The organism is Volucribacter psittacicida, from assembly GCF_004339025.1.
In the GTDB taxonomy this organism is placed as follows: Bacteria; Pseudomonadota; Gammaproteobacteria; order Enterobacterales; family Pasteurellaceae; genus Volucribacter; species Volucribacter psittacicida.
Map to the genome: position 1 here is coordinate 1 of NZ_SMFT01000005.1, position 21,876 is coordinate 21,876.

Sequence of the window (21,876 nt, forward strand, 5' to 3'; positions counted from 1 at the left end):
AAGAAAAACGACGCTGATTTTTCATCTTATCAACTACAGCGTCGTTGTGTGGGGCGTATTATAGTGATTTCATTTTTCCTTGCAAGTGCTTTTTTAACTCTTTAAGTTCAAGAGAGTATTTTTTAAACACAAATTTACTATAGATTCATCAAATTACTTTAATTGAATACTAAAACAACACTCTCGCCCTAATAGTTCCCTCAATTTGGCGTAGTTTTTGTAAAATCGCATCGGTATTAGTCGTTTCAATATCAATTACCACATAACCAATGGTTGGATCGGTTTGCAAATATTGTGCGGCAATATTAATCCCTGCTTCTACAAAAATTTGGTTAATTTGATTTAAAATGCCTGGGCGATTGTGGTGAATATGCAATAAACGTTTTGTGCCGTGATGTTCAGGTAGCGACACTTCAGGGAAGTTTACTGCCGATAAGGTTGAACCATTATCCGAATATTTGACAAATTTTCCTGCCACTTCTGCCCCAATATTTTCCTGTGCCTCTGCGGTTGAGCCGCCAATGTGTGGGGTAAGAATCACATTATCAAAACAGCATAGTGGCGATTCAAAAGGTTCATTGCTAGAGGCAGGTTCTTTCGGGAATACATCAATCGCCGCACCACGCAATTTTCCTTGCTCTAAGGCTTGTGCTAACGCCTCGATGTCTACTACTGTGCCTCGTGCCGCATTGATCAAAATAGAGCCTTGTTTTAATTGTGCAATACGTTCAGCACTCATTAAATTTTTAGTGGATTGATTTTCTGGTACATGTAAAGACACCACATCACTGATAGACAACAATTCTTCAAGGGTGCGTACCTGTTGGGCATTACCTAATGGCAATTTATTTTCCACATCATAGAAATAAACCTGTAAACCAAGGCTTTCAGCAATCACACTTAATTGTGAGCCAATATGCCCATAACCAATAATGCCCAATTTTTTACCTCGCACTTCATTTGCTCCCACCGCAGATTTATTCCAAATACCACGATGTACTTCTGCGTTAGATTGCGGGATATTACGCATCAATAAGAGCATTTCGCCTAATACTAATTCAGCCACTGAACGCGTGTTAGAAAAAGGGGCATTAAATACAGGGATACCACGTTGCTTAGCGGCAGTTAAATCCACTTGATTTGTGCCAATACAAAAACAACCAATAGCAATTAATTTTTGTGCATGTTGTAACACGTCTTCGGTTAAATGAGTGCGTGAGCGAATACCCACAAAATGAGCGTCTTTGATTGCCTCTTTTAACTCTTCGGCATCTAAGGCTTTTTTATGATACTCAATATTGGAATAGCCCGCAGATTGCAGAACCTCTAAGGCACTTTGATGTACCCCCTCCAATAATAAAAACTTAATTTTGGCTTTATCTAATGAAACTTTTACCGTCATAAATTGCTCTCCGCGTTGTTATTCAATAATCTTTACACCTTCTGGGCTACCAACAATCACAATATTGGCAGGATTTAAAGCAAAAATACCATTGGTAACCACACCTGCAATATTGTTTAAGGTTTTTTCTGTTTCCACTGGATTAAGAATTTTGAAATTATAAATATCTAAAATCACATTGCCATTGTCGGTCACCACACCCTCACGATATTCTGGACTACCGCCTAATTCCACTAATTTGCGTGCCACTTGTGAACGTGCCATAGGAATAACTTCAATGGGCAGCGGAAAGGTTGATCCTAATACATCCACCTGTTTACTTTGATCCACTATACAAATAAATTTTTTGGCTAAAGAGGCGACAATTTTTTCTCTAGTCAATGCCGCACCACCGCCTTTAATCATAGCTTTATGAGGAGTAATTTCGTCTGCACCATCCACATAAATATCTAAATTGCTAACATCATTGGCATTCAACACCTCAATGCCTTGCTCACGCAATAATTGCTCAGAATGTTTTGAGGCCGCTACCGCCCCTTTCACTTTTTCTTTTATACTGCCTAATAATTCAATAAAACAATTTACCGTAGAGCCACTTCCCACCCCAATAATACTATCCTCTTGCACATAATTTAACGCCGCCTGTGCCGCTTGTTTCTTCATTGCGAGTTGATCCATTTTCTTTCCTTACTTTAACAAAGGTTTACAAATTGGCTAAGATGTTTAATTTATAACTATTCATATTAAGTTACAAGGGGAGAAAGGAGATATTTGGTAATAAGGTATAACTTTATTGACTATTAAAGAGCAACATAATAAATATGCCCCTAAAAATATTCTATTCAAAAATAAAATAAAACTAACGAAATAAAAAAGATAAGTTTTTATAGTCAAAAAAGCTGAACTTTGTAAAAAATTCAGCCTCTACATATTTGAGCTACCTAGAAGTCAGCCTAAGATTTATAATTTATATCAACAAAGGAGTTTTTTATTAACTGCTATATTAATAATAAGAATGCTCACCACGTTGATGTTCTGTAACATCTTTAGCGCCAGTGAGTTCGCCTGGGAATAGGTTTACTAATTGTTTCTCTACCCCATCTTTTAAGGTTACATCAACCATTGAACAACCATTACAACCACCGCCAAATTGTAGAATAGCTTCGCCCTTATCCGTAATTTCAATGAGGGTAATATGTCCGCCATGACTGGCTAATTGGGGGTTAATTTGGGTTTGAATAACATATTCTACTCGTTCAATGAGTGGAGCATCATCTGCCACTTTACGCATTTTTGCATTAGGGGCTTTTAAGGTTAGTTGTGTGCCTAATTCTTCGGTCACATAATCAATTTCTGCGTCTTCTAAAAACGGTAAGCTCACTTCATCAACAAACGCTGAAAATCCATTGTATTTCATTTCAGTATCAGTATCTTCAATAGCGTCAGCTGGGCAATAAGACACTCCACATTCCGCATGAGGTGTTCCTGGATTTACGACAAAAATACGAATATTTGTACCTTCCGCTTGTTGTTCTAATAACTTTCTAAAATGCGCTTGTGCTGCATCTGAAATCATAATTTGCATAATCACGTCCTAAATAGTTAAATCTCATAATACTTGACTTATTAACTCAAGTAATAATACGCCGAGTAAGATATTTTTTCTAGTCATATCTTGACGATCATCGGCTGATTTGCCTATTTTACACAGCTATACAACAAAAGCTAGGTTTTACATAGCCCCCATACTTGAATATGGGTTATTCCCTGTTTTCTTAATAAATCAATAATCGCATTTAATGTGGCACCTGTGGTGATAACATCATCAACTAAAGCCACCGATTGACAATGTTTGGGCTGAAAGCGGGGATCTAATTGAAACGCATTTTGCATATTTTGACGCCTTGCTGAGGCATTAAGTCCTCGTTGGCTTATTGTTCGTTTATGTCGTTTTATCCAACGATTTGAATAAGGAATATTTAAATATTTAGCCAATAAACGACCTAATAAATCCGCTTGATTATATCCTCGCCACCATTGTCGCCAATGATGTAAAGGCACAGGCATAATTAAATCAGGTAATATAAGCCCATGGGTTCGCCGTGCTTGCCAAATAGCGAGTAATAATAATCTTGCTAAGGTGCGATCAAGCCAAAATTTACCTCTAAATTTAAATTGGTGAATATATTGAGCCAAAGGTTTTTGATAACGGCTTACGACAACTAAATGATCCCAAGCAAAGTCCAATTTTAGGCAATGCCCACAAAAGTGGCTATTTTCCACTAAATGATGACCACAACCACTGCAATAAGCAGTGTAAGGAATCGATTTATAACAATGGCTACAAATGCCATGATGCCCAATATGTAGTAAACGCTGGCATTGAATGCAACGAAATCCCCAAATATTCATAAAAAACTCTGTCAAAACTCACCGCACTTTGACAATATAATGGCAATTAGAGGGCGTTAAAATCAGGGTATTTATTTTTTGCGATCTTATACGAAAAAATAAAATTTTTATTGCTTATTTTAGAGGGGGAAATCATTTCAATTTAAAATAAACGATAAATTTGAAATAAAGCCCTATATTACCATCGCAATATAGGGCTTATTCATTTTAAGATAATGGGGTTATTACCAACCTTTTACCACACCGTCTTTAAAGTGTTTTTTCGCTTCAGCTTCTACTTCATCAGTTTGATAGGCTTTGACGAAATTTTGTATTGCCTTGCTATCTTTATTATCTTCACGAGCAACAATGATATTCACATAAGGAGAGTCTTTGTCTTCAACAAAAACACCATCTTCAATGGTTAAGCCAACTTGTCCTGCATAGGTATTATTAACCACCGCTAAGGTTACATCATCTAAAGCACGAGCAGCCACAGAAGTATCTACTTCTTTAATTTTTAGATTTTTTGGATTTTCAACAATATCTAATGTGGTTGAGAAAAGATTCGTATTGTCTTTTAATTTTATTAAGCCTTGTTTTTCCAATAAAATTAATGCACGTGCGAGATTACTTGGATCATTAGGTACTGCAACAACATCCCCGTCTTTAAGCTCATCAACATGTTTAATTTTTTTAGAATAACCAGCTAATGGGTAAACAAAGGTATTACCAACAATAACCAGATTTTTTAGGCCTTTTTCTTGGCTATCTTTATCTAAATAAGGTTTATGTTGCATAGCGTTAGCATCAAGATCTTTACTCGCAACTGCTGAATTTGGTAACGCATAGTCATTGAATAATACATATTCAACATCTAAGCCATATTTTTCTTTTGCGACTTTAGCCGCGACTTCTGCGACTTCGTGCTCAGGGCCTGCCATAACACCAACTTTGATTTTTTCTGCTAAAGCATTGGTTGAAACAAGGGTGGCAAGTGCGGTTAATGCAAATACTTTAGTTAATTTCATAGGTAAACCTCTTTTATTAAGTCATTAACGATGATCGACTTTTTTTGCCAGATCATCACCGATTTTTTGGCTGATCATCACGATCAACACAATGATTATGGTTGAAAGCCATTTAACATAGCCCATATTACGATATTCGCCATAGTTAATGGCTAGACTACCTAGACCGCCACCACCGACAATCCCTGCCATAGCGGAATAGCCGATTAATGTGACCAGCGTCAGCGTAATACCATTGACTAAGGCAGGCAATGCCTCAGCAAGGTAAAATTTGCGGATAATTTGCCAATTTGTTGCCCCCATGGCTTTGCCTGTTTCCGTTAAACCCACAGGAATTTCCATAAAAGCATTTGCGGTAAGTCGAGCAACAAAAGGCATTGCCGCGACACTAAGTGGCACAATAGCAGCGGTCGTGCCGAGCTTAGTACCGACAATAAATTTCGTTACAGGTAATAAAATAATTAACAAAATAATAAAGGGAACAGAGCGTCCAATATTAATGATAGCGTCAAGAATACGATGCAAGGTTAAATTTTGTAGGATTTGTCCTTTACCACAAGTAAAGGTATAAATACCAAGAGGAACGCCGACCAAAACAGCAAAAAAGGTCGCCACAAAGCTCATATAAACAGTTTCCCAGGTTGAGCTGGCGACTAACTCCCACATTTTTGGGGTTAATTGGTTTAAAAAATCATTCCACATAACCTAACACCTCGACTCGAACATTATTTTCCATTAAATAAATTTTGGTTTGAGTAATGGCATCTTCATCGCCTTCCACTTCCGCAATGGTATAACCAAATTTCACGCCACCTGCATAATCAATTTGTGAAGTAAGAATACTCAGCTCAACCCCATATTTTTTAGAGGCTTGAGAAAGTAACGGCGCATCAACAGAACGCCCTGTAAATTCAAATTTAATAATCGGATAAGATTTCTCGTGTTTTGGGCTTTCAGATAATTTTTCCAAATATTCTTCAGGTAAATTAATATGAAATGTAGAACGGATAAATTCTTGTGCCAATTCTGTTTTGGGATTAGAAAAGATCTCACTGACAGAACCTTGCTCAATTAATTGCCCTTTATCAATCACCGCCACTTGATCACAAATACGTTTAACCACATCCATTTCGTGGGTAATTAATAAAATAGTAATGCCTAAAGTGCGGTTGATTTCTTTTAATAATTTTAAAATAGATTGCGTTGTGGCAGGATCTAACGCACTCGTAGCTTCATCACAAAGTAAAACTTTAGGATCGAGCGCTAAAGCACGTGCAATAGCAACACGTTGTTTTTGCCCACCTGAAAGGTTTGCGGGATAAGCATCTTTCTTCTCCGTTAATCCCACTAAAGCTAAAAGTGCGGTAACTTTTTGCTCAATTTTTTCTTTAGGTTGATGTGCTAACTCTAAAGGGAGTGCAATATTACCATAGACTGTGCGTGAACTCAGTAAATTGAAATGCTGAAAAATCATACCAATATTACGGCGTTCATGAACAAGCTGTTGCTGATTAAGTTGAGTAAGATCTTGATTATCAATAATCACAGCACCAAAAGTCGGTGTTTCTAATAAATTAACACAGCGAATTAACGTACTTTTACCCGCACCAGAGGCACCAATAACGCCAAAAATCTCGCCTTTAGGTACAGTTAAGTTAATATTGTCCAAAGCGGTTAATTTCTTGCCTGCTACATCGAAAATCTTACTAACATTCTTTAATTGGATCATAGAGAAAGTGATTTCCTGAATAAATTATGTCAACAAAGGTTAAACTGCCATTTTAGACGTCTAGATCGCTATGTCAATAAATATTACGGATATTTTTAGACAATATGGCTATTTCTTTGTTCTGTTTCTTATAAGGCGATAATATTTGCTATCGCCATTTTACTTTGAAATAATAAGCCTAAATTTTTGACAGGATTGATATATGAATAAAGCGGTTTTTTTAGATCGAGATGGAACCTTAAATATTGATTATGGTTATGTGCATGACATCGACAAATTTCATTTTATTGAAGGATGTATTGAAGCCCTAAAACAATTAAAACAAGCAGGTTACTTATTGGTACTGGTTACCAATCAATCGGGCATTGCAAGAGGCTATTTTAGTGAACAGCAATTTTTACAACTCACAGAATGGATGGATTGGTCATTAGCAGATCGAGGTGTCGATCTTGATGGTATTTATTATTGTCCACATCACCCTGAGGGGAAAGGCGAATTTAAACAAGTTTGTGATTGCCGCAAACCCAAAGCAGGTATGCTATTACAAGCCATACAAGAATTACACATTGATCCCGCCCAATCAATTATGGTTGGCGATAAACTTATTGATATTATGGCAGGAAAAGAAGCCAATATTGCAACGAATATTTTAGTCAAATCAGGACAATCCGTTGATAGCGATGCTGAAAAAGTTGCAGATATGGTGCTTGATTCTATTGCAGCATTGCCAGAATTTATTAAGAATAAATGGGGCAAATAATTAAAATACACTTCTATTCTATAGCCATTTCAACTTAACACAGACAAAAGGCACGCCGAATACAGTACAAAGAGTATGACGAGGCGTGCCAAGGTTGTATTATTTTAAATAAAAACAAATATCAAGCTACCTTACTCACATCCCAAAAATCAATCGGGGCGTTGATCACTGGTTTAATAATGCCTGTGCGGATAACGAAGTCGCCAAAACCTTCATTTTCTTGGCGTTGGGTTGCCCAGTTGCCGATAAGTTGGTCTAAAATGGCGAGGATTTCTGGTTCTGTGATATTTTCCTTGAATAAACGAGGAATGCGTGTGCCTGCTCGGTTGCCGCCGAGATGAAGATTATAGCGTCCTACCGCTTTTCCCACTAACCCCACTTCGGCAAGCATTGCACGTCCGCAACCATTTGGGCAGCCTGTTACTCGTAACACAATATGCTCTTGGCTCACTTGATGTTTTGCCATTAACTCATCAATGTGATCGATAAATTCAGGTAAAAAGCGTTCCGCTTCTGCCATTGCCAATGGGCAAGTGGGCAGTGAAACGCAAGCCATACTATGTTCACGTTGAGGGCTCACTCGGTCGTCAATTAATTTATGTTCACGAGCAATGCGTTCAATTTTGGCTTTATCACGACTACTTACCCCAGCCACAATCAAATTTTGATTAGCGGTTAGGCGAAAATCCCCCTTATGCACCTTGGCGATTTCTCGCATACCCGTTTTTAATGGGCGGTCGGGATAGTCAAGCAAACGTCCATTCTCAATAAATAGGGTTAAATGCCATTTATTATCTTCGCCTTTAATCCAACCAATGCGATCGCCACGTTCAGTAAACTGGTAAGGGCGAATAGGTTCAAAAGCCACCCCCATACGCTGCTCTACTTCTTGTTTCACGCGATCTAAGCCCACACGTTGAATGGTATAGCGTAATTTTGCATTTTTTCGATCGCTACGGTTACCCCAATCACGTTGGGTCGTAACTACCGCCTCGGCACAAGCCAATACGTGGTCTAGTCCAATAAAGCCCAGCTCTAAAGCGGTATTGGGGTAAGTTTTGTGGTTGCCGTGTTCCATTGATAACCCACCGCCGATTAACACGTTAAAGCCCACTAATTTGCCCTGTTCGCCAATGGCGACAAAGTTTAGGTCGTTGGCGTGTAAATCCACATCATTGTGTGGCGGAATGACGACGGTGGTTTTAAATTTACGAGGTAAATAGGTTTTGCCTAGCACAGGCTCAATTTTATCGCTGGACTCTTTCAATAAAGGTTTGCTGATTTCTGTGCTAAACACTTTCTCGCCGTCAAGCCAAATATCCGCATAAGCGGTGGTTCGTGGCAATAAATGTTCAGAGATTTTTTTCGCCCATTCATAGGCTTCTTTGTGCAGTTGGCTTTCTACGGGGTTAGAAGTACAAAGCACATTACGGTTCACATCGCCTGCGGTGGCAATGGAATCTAGCCCAAGTTGATGTAGCCATTGGTGCATTGCTTTAATATTGCGTTTTAATACGCCGTGATATTGGAACGTTTGGCGATTGGTTAAGCGGATACTGCCGTAAATAGTTTGTTCGCTAGCAAATTGATCAATCCCTAGCCATTGTTGCGGCGAAATAATGCCACCGGGTAAACGACAACGCAACATTACATTTTTATTAGGCTCAAGTTTTTGCTCAATGCGTTCGGCACGAATATCCCGATCATCTTGTTCATACATACCGTGAAAGCGGATTAATTGGAAATTGTCTTTGCTAAATCCGCCTGTGAGTTGTTCATTGAGATCTTGGGCAATGGTGCCGTGTAGGTAATCACTTTGATCTTTAAGCCGTTCATTATCGGCGAGAGGTTTGCTTTTCCATTCGGTTGTTTTGTCGGTCATATTTTCACTCCATTTCAGAGGACAGAAGACAGAGTACAGCGGACAGTTTTAGTCGAACAAATAGCGAATACTAATTTTCACGCCTGAATACTTATCCTTTTGTCTTTTGCCTACTTCCTCTATAACATTTTATATTAAATTATCAGTATTTCAGATAAAGGAAGACCGAATAAACTATCTTCAGTCTTCAGTCCTCTGTCTTCCGTCCTCAGATCAATACACATCCCTCTGATAACGTTTATCTTCTCGCAGTTGTTCAATATAGTCTTCAGCTTGTTCAAGGCTCATTGCCCCTGCTTGAGCGACGGCTTGAATTAAGGCATTTTCCACATCTTTCGCCATTTTGGAGGCATCGCCACACACATAAATATAGGCTCCTTGTTGTAGCCATTGCCAAAGTGCGGTGGCTTCTTGCAAAATTTTATGTTGAACATAGACCTTTTCTTGTTGCTCTCTTGACCAAGCAAAGCTGTATTTATGCAAATAACCTTGTTTCGCCGCCTCTTGCCACTCTAATTGATAAAGGAAATCATCGGTAGAACGTTGGTTACCAAAGATCAACCAGTTTTGTCCCTCCGCTTCTTCGGCGATGCGTTGCTGAATAAAGGCTCTAAAAGGAGCGATACCTGTGCCTGAACCAATCATAATAATAGGCTTGCTGTTATCTTGCGGTAAGCGGAAATGGGCATTAGGTTCAATAAAGACCTTCACTTCGCCATCTTCCTCCACGCGATCCGCTAAATAGCCTGATGCGCCGCCTGTTCTGGCTTTATCATCATATTGATAACGCACAACGCCAACGGTTAAATGTACTTCCTCGCCTACTTCCGCTTGTGCCGAGGCAATGGAGTACAATCTTGGTGTGAGCGGACGCAATAAACTGACTAATTGCTCGCCTGTCAATGCCGTTGGGTAATGCTGTAATACGCCAATTAACGGGGTTTGTTGTACATAATCATTTAATTTTTGCGGATCCGCCACTAAGTCTTGTAACGCATTATATTGACTTAATTCCGCATATTTTTTCACAAAAACCGTTGTATTTTGGGTCAATTCAAGCTGACTAATTAAGGCTTGTCGCAAGGTAACAGGGGCGTTGTTAATACTCACTTGTTCATCGCCATTGAGCTGTACCGCTTGCAACACTTCTGCCACCAAATTCGGATCATTTTCAAACCATACCCCTAAGGCATCGCCTGCTTGATATTGCAAGCCTGATCCTGCGAGATCAATCTCCAAATGGCGCACATCTTTTTCCGCTTGGCGACTGGTAATTTTTTGATTAACCGATAAGCTGGCGGTAAAAGGATTTTGTTTGTTATAAGGGCTAACTTGAGTGGTGGCGACCGTTTCATTGCTCACATTCACCGCTTGTAATTGTTGAGTTTGCCCCTGTTTTTGCTGGCAAAGGGTAACCACTTGGGCAATCCATTGCTCCGCTTGTTCATTAAAATCTAAATCACAGTCCACACGTTCCAGTAAAGGAGTCGCTCCTAATTCCGTTAAACGTCGGTCAAAATCCTTGCCCGCTTGGCAAAAATCAGGATAAGAGGAATCGCCCAAGCCCAATACCGCAAAACTCAGTTGGGCAAGTTGAGGGGCTTTTTTGCCAAATAAATATTTATAAAGGCTTACCGCTTCTTCTGGTGGTTCGCCGTCCCCTTGCGTAGAACTCACTAATAATAACAAGGTTTCATCGGCAATTTGCTTGGCTTTATAATCGCCTGCATTTTTGCGTTGCACCTCAATCCCCACCGCCTGTAAGGCTTGGGCTAATTGATCTGCCACCCCTTTGGCATTGCCTGTTTGTGAGGCAGATAACACCGTAACCTTTAAGGGTTCGGCTTGAAGTGCGGTCTGATTTGGCGATAAATTTTGTGCAATCTCTTGCGTTGCATTACCCTGTTGAGCGGATAACGCCCAACAATAGCCCGAAAGCCAAGCTAATTGGCGAGCATCGCTCTGTTGTAAGCATTGCTGTAATAATTGTAATTGTTCTGGTTGAAAGGGTAGGTCAATCTTGCTCATAGATTATGCCTCCACCGCACGAATCATACCAGCAGCCACCGTATGATAAGTGGCTTCATCAATTAAAATAAAGGCACCAATGGCTTGATTTTGCTCATAAGTTGTCGCCAAAATCGGTTTTTGCAAACTCAACTCCACCTCGCCTAAATCATTCATTTGTAAGCTCGTTGCCCCTGTTTCTTGGGTTAGGGTTTGCACATTAAGCACATTATTCACTTGACGCACTTTAGCAAATAGGGTTTGTGTGCTATGTTTTAGCAAATATTTGCGAGCGGTATTTAACGGACGTTGATCAAACCAACATAGGGTTGCCACCAAATTTTTAGTGGGTTGCAATGGCGAATCCAATGCCACTAACACATCGCCACGAGAAATATCAATATCATCGGTTAAACGCAAGGTAACCACTTGCCCACTTTGAGCCTGCTCAACTTCGCCCTTTGGCGTGATAATTTCTGCTACGGTGGATTGCAAACCTGAGGGCTCAATACGTACCTGTTGCCCCACCTTGATTTGCCCAGCCTCAATCCGCCCTTGATAACCACGAAAATCATCTTGTTTATCCGCATCTTGACGAATCACAAATTGCACAGGGAAATAAAAATCCTGTTGTTGATATTGGTTATCCACCGTTGGCAAATTTTCTAATAAGCTCAATAATGGCTCGCCTTGATACCAAGGCATTTGGCCACTTTTATGCACAATGTTATCGCCCAATAAGGCAGAAACAGGAATAAAATGCACCTGAGGAATGGCTAATTGTTGGGCAAGTTGTTGATAAGCCTGACAAATTGCCTCAAATTTTTGTTGGTCATAGCCCAATAAATCCATTTTATTAATGGCAACCACAATATGCGGACAATTTAGCTCACGCAAAATGGCGGAATGGCGTTTGGTTTGAGGTAATAATGCAAGGGGTTGCTGACTAAAATCAATTTGTGAGGCATCAAGCAACACCACAGCGGCTGAGGCGGTAGATGCCCCTGTTACCATATTGCGAGTATATTGTTCGTGTCCTGGTGTATCAGCAATAATAAATTTGCGTGTGGCAGTAGAAAAATAACGATAGGCAACATCAATGGTAATGCCTTGTTCACGTTCCGCCTCTAAGCCATCGGTTAATAAAGAAAAATCAATGGCTTGCTGATTATTTTGTTGTGATTGAGTTAATAAACTGAGCTGATCGTTTAATAGGGCTTTGCTATCGTATAACAGGCGACCAATCAGGGTACTTTTACCATCATCAACACTGCCTGCGGTAATAAAACGTAATGGGGTAGTAAAGGTTGTCATCGCTCTGCTCCTTAAAAGTAACCTTGTTTTTTGCGTTGTTCCATCGCCGCTGCACTGGCTTGGTCATCTAAACGGGTGGCACTGCGTTCGGAAATATCCGTTAATGCGGTTTCACGAATAATGTCAAATGGCGTACTCGCCTCGCTTGCCACAGGGCAGGTACAACTAATATCGCCCACAGTACGAAAACGCACCGATAATACCTCGCTGGTTTCTTGCGGTGCTTTTGGTGTTAATGGCGTTACTGGTACAAGCAAGCCTTTACGGCGTACCACTTCACGTTGATGAGCATAATAAATGGAAGGCAAGGCAAGATTTTCTCTGGCGATATATTGCCAAATATCCAACTCCGTCCAGTTAGAAATAGGGAAAACACGCATATTTTCGCCTTTATGCAATTTAGCATTGTAAAGTTCCCATAATTCAGGGCGTTGTGCTTTTGGATCCCATTGCCCAAATTCATCACGAAAAGAGAAAATTCGCTCTTTAGCTCGAGCTTTTTCTTCATCACGTCTTGCCCCGCCCATTAAGGCATCAAACTTGTTCTGCGATGGTTTCCAAGAGGGTTACCGCTTGAGCGGCGTTGCGTGAGTCCGTTTCTTTGCGTAACACCACTGTACCCTTAGCAATGGATTGCTCTACCGAGCCAACCACCAATTTTGCCCCTAACTCTGCCACCACTTGATCACGAAAGGCGATCACTTCAGGATAGTTATGCCCTGTGTCAATATGCACAAGGGGAAAGGGTAATTGTACAGGGCGATTGCCAAGCTGAAAGGCTTTGCGAGCTAATGCTAATAAGACGACAGAATCTTTACCGCCAGAAAATAATAAAGCGGGATTTTCACATTCTGCCACCACTTCACGGATAATATAAATGGACTCAGCCTCTAGCCAATCAAGGTGTCCGTTGTTGAGCTGTGGTTGTGTTGTCATTGTTATCACTCCTTAAAAAAGTGCGGTTAATTTTTAAATTATTTTTCTATATTTATTGATCGTTTCGCTATTGGCTATTTGCATTTCTTTCTTTGTATTTGCTAACGGGTTTCGCCGTTGGCGACTTACTTTCTTTGCTTGCACAAAGAAAGTAAGCAAAGAAATGCACCCCTAGAAAAACCTTAATCTTCACTTCGGCAAGAACCATTACGACTTATTTCTGAACTTGCCTTGCTTTGCAAGGCTTCGAACAACAGAAATAAGTCTATGGTTCTAAGCCTTGTTCAGCGGTTTTTAAGGGGAAAGGGAGCATTATTCCCTTTTCTCTTAGTTTTATTTATTTTTTACTCCCCCCCTTAAAAAGCCCCTTGCTAAGGCTTACAACGATAGAATAATTTTGGCTGTTTGAGCGTAGCGAGTTCCAAAATTATTCGTATATCGTTGTTGCCGAAAGCAAGGATTAGGCTTTTTCTAGGGGGCGTGTTTCTTTGCCTACTTTCTTTACATGAGTAAAGAAAGTAGGTCGCACAAAGTGCGAAACACTCTTCCTACTTATGCAACCCACATTCCTTACTATCCTTATTTTCCCACCACCAGCGACCGGCACGAATGTCTTCGCCTTCTTTTACGGGGCGGGTGCAAGGATCACAGCCAATGCTAGGAAAACCTTGTAAATACAATGGGTTATAAGGCACTTGATAATGCAAAATGTATGCCCATACTTGCTGTTCTGACCAATCAAAAATCGGATTATATTTCGCCATTGCACGAGCTTCATCTTGTTCCGCAAAGGCTAATTCAGTACGGGTTACGGATTGTTCACGCCGTTGCCCGGTTAGCCAAGCGTCCGCACCCTCTAAGGCTCGGTTAAGGGGTTCAATTTTGCGGATATAACAACATTGTTTGCGTAACGCCACGCTTTCATAGTAAGCCTGCTTGCCAAACTCTTGCACAAATTGTTCCGCTTTATCTGCCTGTGGCTGAAAAATCTGAAAAGCCAAATGTGGATAAATATGAGGAATTTGTTGTAACAAATCCAAGGTTTCGGAATGTAATAAACCTGTATCTAGGGTAAACACCTGAATGGGAAGATGTTGTTTCGCAATAATATCGGTAATCAACATATCTTCCACCGCTAAACTGCTGGCAAAACGGGCTTGTTGATGTTGTTGAGCAATCTGTTGTAGGCGTTCAGTTAGGGTTTGCACCTTGTCCTCTAAACTTGCTATTACCTCATTATTTGGCGTAGGAATTTGCCATAATTTTGGTTTAATAAAACTCATCATTCCCCCTATGCCACTTGACTAATGCGTAAATTATCAATGGTAAAGTGCGGTGCTTTTTGTGCCTGTTTTTGCTCGCCAAACCAAGCTAATTGATGATGTAATTGCACCACTTCGCCAATCACAATTAAAGCTGGGGTTGGCACTTGCTCACTGAGTTCCGCTAACTGTTGTAGCTCACCGATAAGGGTTTGTTGGCTCAGTTGAGTGCCTTGGCTAATTATCGCCACTGGCGTGGTCGCCGCTCGTCCAAATTGGATTAATTTGTCAGCAATGTCTTTGGCTTTAATCGTTCCCATATAAATCACCAAGGTTTGTTGCGAACGAGCAAGGCTTTGCCATTCGAGTTGTTCTGCCTGATCTTTGCGGTGTCCTGTAACAAAAATCGCACTTTGTGCATAATCTCGATGAGTCAAAGGAATACCAGCATAAGCGGTTGCGCCAATGCCAGCGGTAATGCCCGGTACAACGGCGAAAGGAATATTTTCCGCTTTTAAGGTTTCCAATTCTTCGCCGCCACGCCCAAACACAAAGGGATCGCCGCCTTTTAGCCGTACCACACGTTTTCCTTGTTGGGCATATTGCACTAATAATTGGTTAATTTTCTGCTGGCTGGTTTGCTCGCCTTTGCCTCGTTTGCCCACAAATACCAAGTCCGCATCACGTCTAACTAACTCTAATACGTCTTTGGATACTAAGGCATCGTATAACACCACGTCCGCTTGCTGAATTTCCTGCAAGCCTTTTAAGGTTAATAAACCAGCATCGCCAGGCCCTGCCCCCACCAAAGACACAAAACCACCTTGATCATCTTGTTCAAGCTGTTGTGCCAATTCCTGTTCTGCTTGGGCTAATTGCTGATTGGTTACTAACTGGGCAAACTTGCCATTAAATAATTGCTCCCAAAAACGTCTTCTTGCAGTTAAGCCTTTGATTTTTTGTTTAATTTTATCTCGCCAACGCCCAGCAATGGTTGCCATTGTGCCAAGATGCTGTGGCAATAACGCTTCTAATTTTTCTCGTAATAAACGCGCTAATACAGGGGCTGTTCCGCCACTGGAAATCGCAATTTGAATGGGATTACGATCAATAATGGACGGAAAAATAAAATTACAATGGGGCTGATCATCAACGGTATTAATCAATTTATGTTGTTGCTGAGCAATGTGGTAAACCCGTTGATTAAACTCGCTATCATTGGTGGCACAAATAATTAAAAAAACCGACCGCACTTGCTCCGCATTAAAGGTTTTAGCCAGCCAAATCACTTTACCTTGCTCCACCAATTCGCTTAATTTTGCCGACAATTTGGGGGCAACTAAGCGAATTTCGGCGTTGGCTTTAAGTAATAAAGACACTTTGCGTGTTGCTACGGAACCGCCACCAATCACTAATACAGGGCGATGATTGAGATCGGCAAAAATCGGAAAATAATTCATTTTTCACTCCCACAAAGACAAAATTACCGCGTTTTTTCTGCTTGAGCGGCAATATACAAACGATCGAATAATCCATTATCGGCAAAATGCTCAGCATTAATTTGTTGCCAGCTACCAAAGGTTTGATTGGCATCAAGTTGCTCAATGGCTGGAAAACTGGCTTGGTATTGCTTCGCCACTTGTTGATCCACTGGGCGAAAATAATGCTTGGCAGCCAACTGCTGTGCCGCTGGCGACCAAAGGGTCTGCAAATATTGTTGAGCATAAAGGGCGGTATGATTATGTTGAGTATTTTTTACCACTTCCGCCACAAATACTGGGGTATAAAGGGTAATACTCGGATAAACCACATCAAAACTATCGCCTAAGGCTTTGCTCGCTAACATTGCTTCATTTTCAGGAGCAATTAAAACATCGCCCATTTGTCGCTGAGTAAAGCTAATGGTTGCCCCTCTTGCGCCTGCCTCTAAAATCGGCACATTGGCTAGCACTTGTTGTAAGAATTGCTGTTGTTGAGGAGCATCGGCAAAGTGGCGTTGGGCATAAGCTAAAAGTGCCAAATAAGCAAAGCGTCCATTAGCAGAGGTTTTGGGATTAGGCAAAATGACTTTTACATCAGGTCTGGCTAAGTCCGCCCAATCTTGAATATGCTTTGGGTTGCCTTTTTTCACCAGTAACACCATTACACTACCAAAAGGCGAGGCATTATTGGGATATTGTTGTTGCCAATCTGCCGCCACTAAACCTTTGTGGACGAGGAGATCAATATCGCTACTTTGGGTGAGGGTAACTACGTCCGCAGGTAAACCACTTGCCACTGCAATGGCTTGTTTACTGGCGCCGCCGTGTGATTGGGAAAGGCTGAGTTGATCTTGTAAACCTGTTTGTTGTAAAAACCAAGGGTTATAGTCTTGGTAAAAATCACGAATCACATCATAAGCCACGTTGAGTAAGAGGGTTTTATGATTGGGCTTATGGTTTAGGGTAAAGGCAATAAGAGCAATCAAAATGATCAAACATACTGCGGATAAATATTTTTTCATTGTTTGCTCCTAGTTTGGTTGGTTTTGGTTTACTAACGTAAGTGCGGTTGTTTTTTTATTTATTTTTGTTTTGCCAATGATTTTTATTGTTAGCGATTTACTTTTTTATGTATTTGCTAACGGGTTTCGCCGTTGGCGACTTACTTTCTTTGCTTGCACAAAGAAAGTAAGCAAAGAAATGCACCCCTAGAAAAACCTTAATCTTCACTTCGGCAAGAACCATTACGACTTATTTCTGAACTTGCCTTGCTTTGCAAGGCTTCGGACAACAGAAATAAGTCTATGGTTCTAAGCCTTGTTCAGCGGTTTTTAAGGGGAAAGGGAACTTTATTCCTTTTTCTCTTAGTTTTATTTATTTTTTACTCCCCCTTAAAAAGCCCCTTGCTAAGGCTTACAACGATAGAATAATTTTGGCTGTTTGAGCGTAGCGAGTTCCAAAATTATTCGTATATCGTTGTTGCCGAAAGCAAGGATTAGGCTTTTTCTAGGGGGCGTGTTTCTTTGCCTACTTTCTTTACACGAGTAAAGAAAGTAGGTCGCCAGCGGCGAAATCCGTTATTTGATAACTTTCTAAAAATGAATAACGTGAAAAAACATCTTTCTTACTCACTTGCCCTAAATTTATAAGTGAAAATCCCTCATTAAAGAAATAATTAAAAAGCATTTATTATTCAATTTTGAAATAAACAAAGATCGATAAGATCGTTTCTTATAACTAAAATAGATAAAAAATAATTTTATGTTCTTTGCAAGTTAAAAAAATATTCGGCAAAGTTAGCCTTATTTTTTCGTCTATTTCATCTATGCTGGTTTTAATTCGTGGGGGTTGCTGTGGCGGTAATAAAAAAGAACAACTGGCAAATCAGCCAATTTTCGGTGCTACCTGGCTTTAAATGTGGGTTAAGCATAACCTTATTATGGCTCGCTGCTATGGTGGTTTTGCCGTTAATTTTATTGATCCTCTCCGTCCAACAAATGCACTGGAATGAGTTTCTCCAAACGATCACTAGCCAACGTGTTACCGCCTCTTTATTACTTTCGTTTAAAATGGCAGCTATCGCCACATTAGTAAATATTTTATTCGGCTTATTATTGGCTTGGGTGCTGGTACGTTATGATTTTTATGGCAAGAAATTATTGAATGCCTTAATTGATTTACCCTTTGCCCTACCCACCGCTGTGGCAGGCATTGCACTCGCTACCCTTTATGCTCCAACAGGCTTATTTGGGCAGGCCCTTGCCCATTTGGGGATTCAAGTGGCTTATACCCCCACAGGGATCACAATGGCATTAATTTTTGTCAGCTTGCCCTTTGTGGTGCGAGCTATTCAGCCTGTATTAGCCAATTTTGATCCGAGTTATGAAGAAGCCGCCGCCATTTTAGGAGCATCAAAATGGACAACCTTACGCAAAGTGATTTTGCCTAGCTTATTGCCAGCCATCATTGGCGGAGCAGGTATGGGCTTTGCTCGTTGTCTAGGCGAATATGGTTCAGTGATTTTTATTGCTGGTAATGTGCCGTTAGTGTCGGAAATTGCCCCTTTGATTATTATGTCTAAATTGGATTTATATGATGTACAGGGAGCCTCCGCTATCGCCTTATTGATGTTATCCATTTCCTTTGTATTTATTTTGTTGATTAACATTGCTCAATGGTCAGTGAGTAAAAAAATGCAGCCTAAAACCTAAAAGGACGAAAAAAATGAGCCAATTATCACAAAAATCATTCACTTGGCAGCAAATAAGCCTCATTTTAGTCGCTGTTATTTTCTTTGCGATAATTATTTTAATGCCTTTATTGACTATTTTTTATGCGGCATTAGACGAGGGCTGGCAACAATTTTGGTTAGCATTGAATAATGAAGAAAGCCTTGCCGCCATTTATTTAACCTTAAAAGTGGCATTCATTACCTTGCCGATTAATTTGGTGCTGGGAATTATTATTGCTTGGACTATTGCTTACTTTAACTTTAAAGGCAAAAGCGTACTCACTGCCATATTAGACTTGCCTTTTTCTATTTCGCCAGTGGTGGTAGGCTTGATGTTCCTGCTGTTATTTGGTTTAGACGGCTTGTTTGGTGCTTGGTTACAGGATCAAAATATTCGTGTGATTTTCGCCTTGCCGGGCATTGTGTTAGCCACTTTATTTGTTACTTTTCCGCTTATTGCTAAATCGCTGATCCCCTCAATGACCGCTCAAGGCAGTAGCGAGGAACAAGCAGGCTTAATTCTTGGGGCGTCGCCTTGGCAATTATTTTATAAAATTACCTTACCCAAAATAAAATGGCCGCTGATTTATGGGGTGATTTTGAGTAATGCACGAGCAATGGGTGAATTTGGTGCAGTTAGCGTGGTATCAGGGCATATTCGTGGCTTAACCAATACTATTCCTTTATATGTAGAAATAACCTATAACGAGTATCAATTTATCGCGGCTTTCGCTTGTGCCAGTTTATTGGCGTTATTGGCAATTTTGACCTTGGTAGTGCAACAAGTAGTAATGTTTATTCAACAGCGAAAATTAGCGAAGGTAAGTCGCCAGTAATGAAAAACATTGGTAAAAACAGAAAAAATAAATGAAAAACTGACCGCACTTTAGGGGGGTAGATCAGACTAAGGTTTAGAACGATAGAATAATTTTGCTTTTCAGATGACAGTATCACTTTAAAGCCTTTGATTTGTTTCACTATGTTAACTATAGCTTGGTCTAGTGAGTATACTTTTCAAAACAGTACCAAAAAGTTTTTTAAGTATTATAATATTGATTTACTTACATTGATTTTTTTTAACAAACCACAGAGGAATAATGATGAATAAAGAAGACTTACGCGGTGCTTACCATCAAGCTAAACATGACGAAAAATCCTCCAATATCTTGTTTTTAGAAGTATTTATTATTTCTTTTGCGCTAGGGTTTTATTTTCAATCTTGGTATGTTGGCTTAGTGTCATTTTTACTTTTATGTCTATCTCTCGCTTTCAAAAGGCTTAACATATTTTTGTGTGTTATCTTTACGTTGATATGGACTTTTATTGGTTGGTATATTGGATATGCTATAGATGGAATGCTTGCAGGTATATTGGGGGGTGTATTTGCATTTGTGATTGGCTGTGGTATTCACATCTCGGCATTTACTTATATGATGGATTTTTTAAAAGATTAAAAGAGTTGGGTATTAGTTTAAAAAGTATATTTACTAGAGCATGCTCCACTCTGGAAAAATATTATGATAATCATGAATGAAGTAAAAAAAACGAAAGGAAAACAAAATAGCAAGAACAGTTATAATTCCTAAAAGCCCCTGACTAAGGCTTAGAACGATAGAATAATTTTGCTTTTCAGATGACAGAGGACAGAAAACAGAAGACAGTATTACTTTTAATATCTAACTGATTAATGTTTTAACTCTGTCCTCTGTCTTCCGTCATCTGTCTTCTGAAAGTCGCCAACGGCAAAATCCGTTAGTGAATACAAAGAAAAAAATGTAAATAGCCAACAATAAAAACTGTTGGCAAAACAAAAAATAAATAAAAAACCAACCGCACTTTTACATAAATCATCGGCAAAGGAATTACATAATGTCCATAAAAATTACCCAACTGGAAAAATACTTTGGCAATTTTCACGCCCTAAAAAATATCAACCTACAATTCGATCAAAATAAACTCACTGCCTTGCTCGGCCCGAGTGGCTGTGGCAAAACCACCTTATTACGCATTATTGCAGGGCTTGAGTTCGCCGACAGTGGGCAAATTTGGTTTGGCGATAAAGAGGTAACCCAACTTTCCGCCGCTAAACGTGGCGTAGGCTTTGTGTTTCAACATTATGCCTTGTTTCAAAATATGACGGTTTTTGACAATGTTGCCTTTGGTTTACAGGTAAAACCTCGCCGAGAACGCTTGCCAAAAGAACACATTGAACAACAAGTGATGGATCTATTACGCCTCGTCAAACTGGATTGGCTGGCGCAATCTTACCCCAATCAATTATCAGGCGGACAACGGCAAAGAGTGGCATTGGCACGATCTTTAGCAGTTCAACCCAAAGTTTTGTTATTAGATGAACCCTTTGGGGCATTAGATGCACAGGTGCGTAAAGAGCTTCGCCGTTGGCTAAGGGATTTACATCAACAATTAAATGTCACCAGCATTTTTGTTACCCACGATCAAGATGAAGCCCTTGATGTTTCCGACCGTATTATGGTGATGAACAAGGGGCAAGTGGAACAAATTGACGACCCAAGCCAAATTTATTACGCCCCACAAACCCCTTTCGTTACTCAATTTGTGGGCGATGTAAATGTGTTTCACGGGCATATTGAGCAAGGTAATCTTATTGTGGGCGAGTTTTCTCATAAATTAAATCAACCACATTCTAACCAAGAGGATAGTGCCACCACCGCCTATATCCGCCCCTATGAACTTACCCTTTCTCGAGAATCAACCAATGCCTTAGCCTCTGGTAAAATTACCCATATCAATGCTATCGGCTTTATTGTCAGAATTGAAATCGCCAGCCCACAAAGCGAGCAACCCATTGAGGTTATTTTAACTAAGGATAATTATCAGCAAGCCCAATATAAAGTGGCGGAACAGGTCTATTTAGTACCAGATCGGTTAAATTTATTCCAGCAGATGAATATTTGAACCTCTTGTCTTA

The 21,876-nt window shown here is 40.1% G+C and carries 18 protein-coding genes and 1 pseudogene; 5 read left to right on the forward strand and 14 right to left on the reverse strand.

What is annotated here, in order from left to right; translation table 11 throughout:
• Positions 1-169: 169 nt before the first annotated feature.
• The 7 genes from serA to metN form a co-directional block, all read right to left on the reverse strand.
• On the reverse strand, positions 170-1,402 hold the full coding sequence (gene serA / locus EV694_RS08845; RefSeq protein WP_132691650.1) for a phosphoglycerate dehydrogenase: 1,233 nt from the start codon (positions 1,400-1,402) through the stop codon (positions 170-172).
• Positions 1,403-1,420: 18 nt separating this feature from the next.
• The gene (gene rpiA / locus EV694_RS08850) at positions 1,421-2,080 is read right to left on the reverse strand and encodes a ribose-5-phosphate isomerase RpiA (protein WP_132691652.1); all 660 of its coding nucleotides are present in this window, start codon (positions 2,078-2,080) and stop codon (positions 1,421-1,423) included.
• Positions 2,081-2,405: 325 nt separating this feature from the next.
• Entirely contained in the window at positions 2,406-2,987 is a 582-nt protein-coding gene (gene nfuA, locus EV694_RS08855) for a Fe-S biogenesis protein NfuA (RefSeq protein WP_132691654.1), read from the reverse strand.
• Positions 2,988-3,127: 140 nt separating this feature from the next.
• Positions 3,128-3,814 (reverse strand): amidophosphoribosyltransferase, encoded by a 687-nt coding sequence (locus tag EV694_RS08860; RefSeq protein WP_132691656.1) that lies wholly within the window; start codon positions 3,812-3,814, stop codon positions 3,128-3,130.
• A 224-nt stretch (positions 3,815-4,038) separates the two neighbouring features.
• Positions 4,039-4,824, reverse strand: a complete 786-nt coding sequence (locus tag EV694_RS08865) for a MetQ/NlpA family lipoprotein (RefSeq protein ID WP_132691658.1) — start codon at positions 4,822-4,824, stop codon at positions 4,039-4,041.
• A gap of 24 nt (positions 4,825-4,848) precedes the next feature.
• On the reverse strand, positions 4,849-5,526 hold the full coding sequence (locus EV694_RS08870) for a methionine ABC transporter permease (RefSeq protein WP_132691660.1): 678 nt from the start codon (positions 5,524-5,526) through the stop codon (positions 4,849-4,851).
• A complete protein-coding gene (gene metN / locus EV694_RS08875; RefSeq protein ID WP_132691662.1) occupies positions 5,516-6,553 on the reverse strand; it encodes a methionine ABC transporter ATP-binding protein MetN in 1,038 nt (345 codons plus the stop codon). Before metN ends, EV694_RS08870 begins: the two co-directional genes overlap by 11 nt.
• A gap of 202 nt (positions 6,554-6,755) precedes the next feature.
• Here metN and gmhB point away from each other — a divergent pair, with 202 nt between their 5' ends.
• A complete protein-coding gene (gene gmhB, locus EV694_RS08880) occupies positions 6,756-7,313 on the forward strand; it encodes a D-glycero-beta-D-manno-heptose 1,7-bisphosphate 7-phosphatase (protein ID WP_132691664.1) in 558 nt (185 codons plus the stop codon).
• A gap of 121 nt (positions 7,314-7,434) precedes the next feature.
• On the opposite strand, the gene cysI is transcribed toward gmhB, so the two are convergent.
• The 7 genes and pseudogenes from cysI to EV694_RS08915 form a co-directional block, all read right to left on the reverse strand.
• Positions 7,435-9,195 carry an assimilatory sulfite reductase (NADPH) hemoprotein subunit gene (gene cysI / locus EV694_RS08885; RefSeq protein ID WP_132691666.1) on the reverse strand — a complete coding sequence of 587 codons (1,761 nt, stop codon included), beginning with the start codon at positions 9,193-9,195 and terminating at the stop codon, positions 7,435-7,437.
• Between the two features lie 213 nt (positions 9,196-9,408).
• Positions 9,409-11,223, reverse strand: a complete 1,815-nt coding sequence (cysJ, locus tag EV694_RS08890) for an NADPH-dependent assimilatory sulfite reductase flavoprotein subunit (RefSeq protein WP_132691668.1) — start codon at positions 11,221-11,223, stop codon at positions 9,409-9,411.
• A gap of 3 nt (positions 11,224-11,226) precedes the next feature.
• Positions 11,227-12,516 carry a sulfate adenylyltransferase subunit 1 gene (locus EV694_RS08895; protein ID WP_132691670.1) on the reverse strand — a complete coding sequence of 430 codons (1,290 nt, stop codon included), beginning with the start codon at positions 12,514-12,516 and terminating at the stop codon, positions 11,227-11,229.
• A gap of 11 nt (positions 12,517-12,527) precedes the next feature.
• Positions 12,528-13,452, reverse strand: a pseudogene (gene cysD / locus EV694_RS08900) (sulfate adenylyltransferase subunit CysD).
• Positions 13,453-14,000: 548 nt separating this feature from the next.
• Positions 14,001-14,735: a phosphoadenylyl-sulfate reductase gene (locus EV694_RS08905; RefSeq protein ID WP_132691672.1), complete on the reverse strand. Its 735-nt coding sequence runs from the start codon at positions 14,733-14,735 to the stop codon at positions 14,001-14,003.
• A gap of 8 nt (positions 14,736-14,743) precedes the next feature.
• Positions 14,744-16,174 (reverse strand): siroheme synthase CysG, encoded by a 1,431-nt coding sequence (gene cysG / locus EV694_RS08910; RefSeq protein ID WP_132691674.1) that lies wholly within the window; start codon positions 16,172-16,174, stop codon positions 14,744-14,746.
• Positions 16,175-16,197: 23 nt separating this feature from the next.
• The gene (locus tag EV694_RS08915) at positions 16,198-17,217 is read right to left on the reverse strand and encodes a sulfate ABC transporter substrate-binding protein (RefSeq protein ID WP_132691676.1); all 1,020 of its coding nucleotides are present in this window, start codon (positions 17,215-17,217) and stop codon (positions 16,198-16,200) included.
• 861 nt (positions 17,218-18,078) lie between these two features.
• On the opposite strand from EV694_RS08915, the gene cysT reads away from it, so the two are divergent.
• From cysT to EV694_RS08935, 4 genes are all read left to right on the forward strand, one after another.
• Positions 18,079-18,906 carry a sulfate ABC transporter permease subunit CysT gene (gene cysT / locus EV694_RS08920; RefSeq protein ID WP_207859824.1) on the forward strand — a complete coding sequence of 276 codons (828 nt, stop codon included), beginning with the start codon at positions 18,079-18,081 and terminating at the stop codon, positions 18,904-18,906.
• Between the two features lie 13 nt (positions 18,907-18,919).
• Positions 18,920-19,762: a sulfate ABC transporter permease subunit CysW gene (gene cysW, locus EV694_RS08925; protein WP_132691680.1), complete on the forward strand. Its 843-nt coding sequence runs from the start codon at positions 18,920-18,922 to the stop codon at positions 19,760-19,762.
• A 264-nt stretch (positions 19,763-20,026) separates the two neighbouring features.
• The gene (locus EV694_RS08930; protein WP_132691682.1) at positions 20,027-20,380 is read left to right on the forward strand and encodes a hypothetical protein; all 354 of its coding nucleotides are present in this window, start codon (positions 20,027-20,029) and stop codon (positions 20,378-20,380) included.
• A gap of 415 nt (positions 20,381-20,795) precedes the next feature.
• Positions 20,796-21,863, forward strand: a complete 1,068-nt coding sequence (locus EV694_RS08935; RefSeq protein WP_132691684.1) for a sulfate/molybdate ABC transporter ATP-binding protein — start codon at positions 20,796-20,798, stop codon at positions 21,861-21,863.
• Positions 21,864-21,876 lie beyond the last annotated feature (13 nt).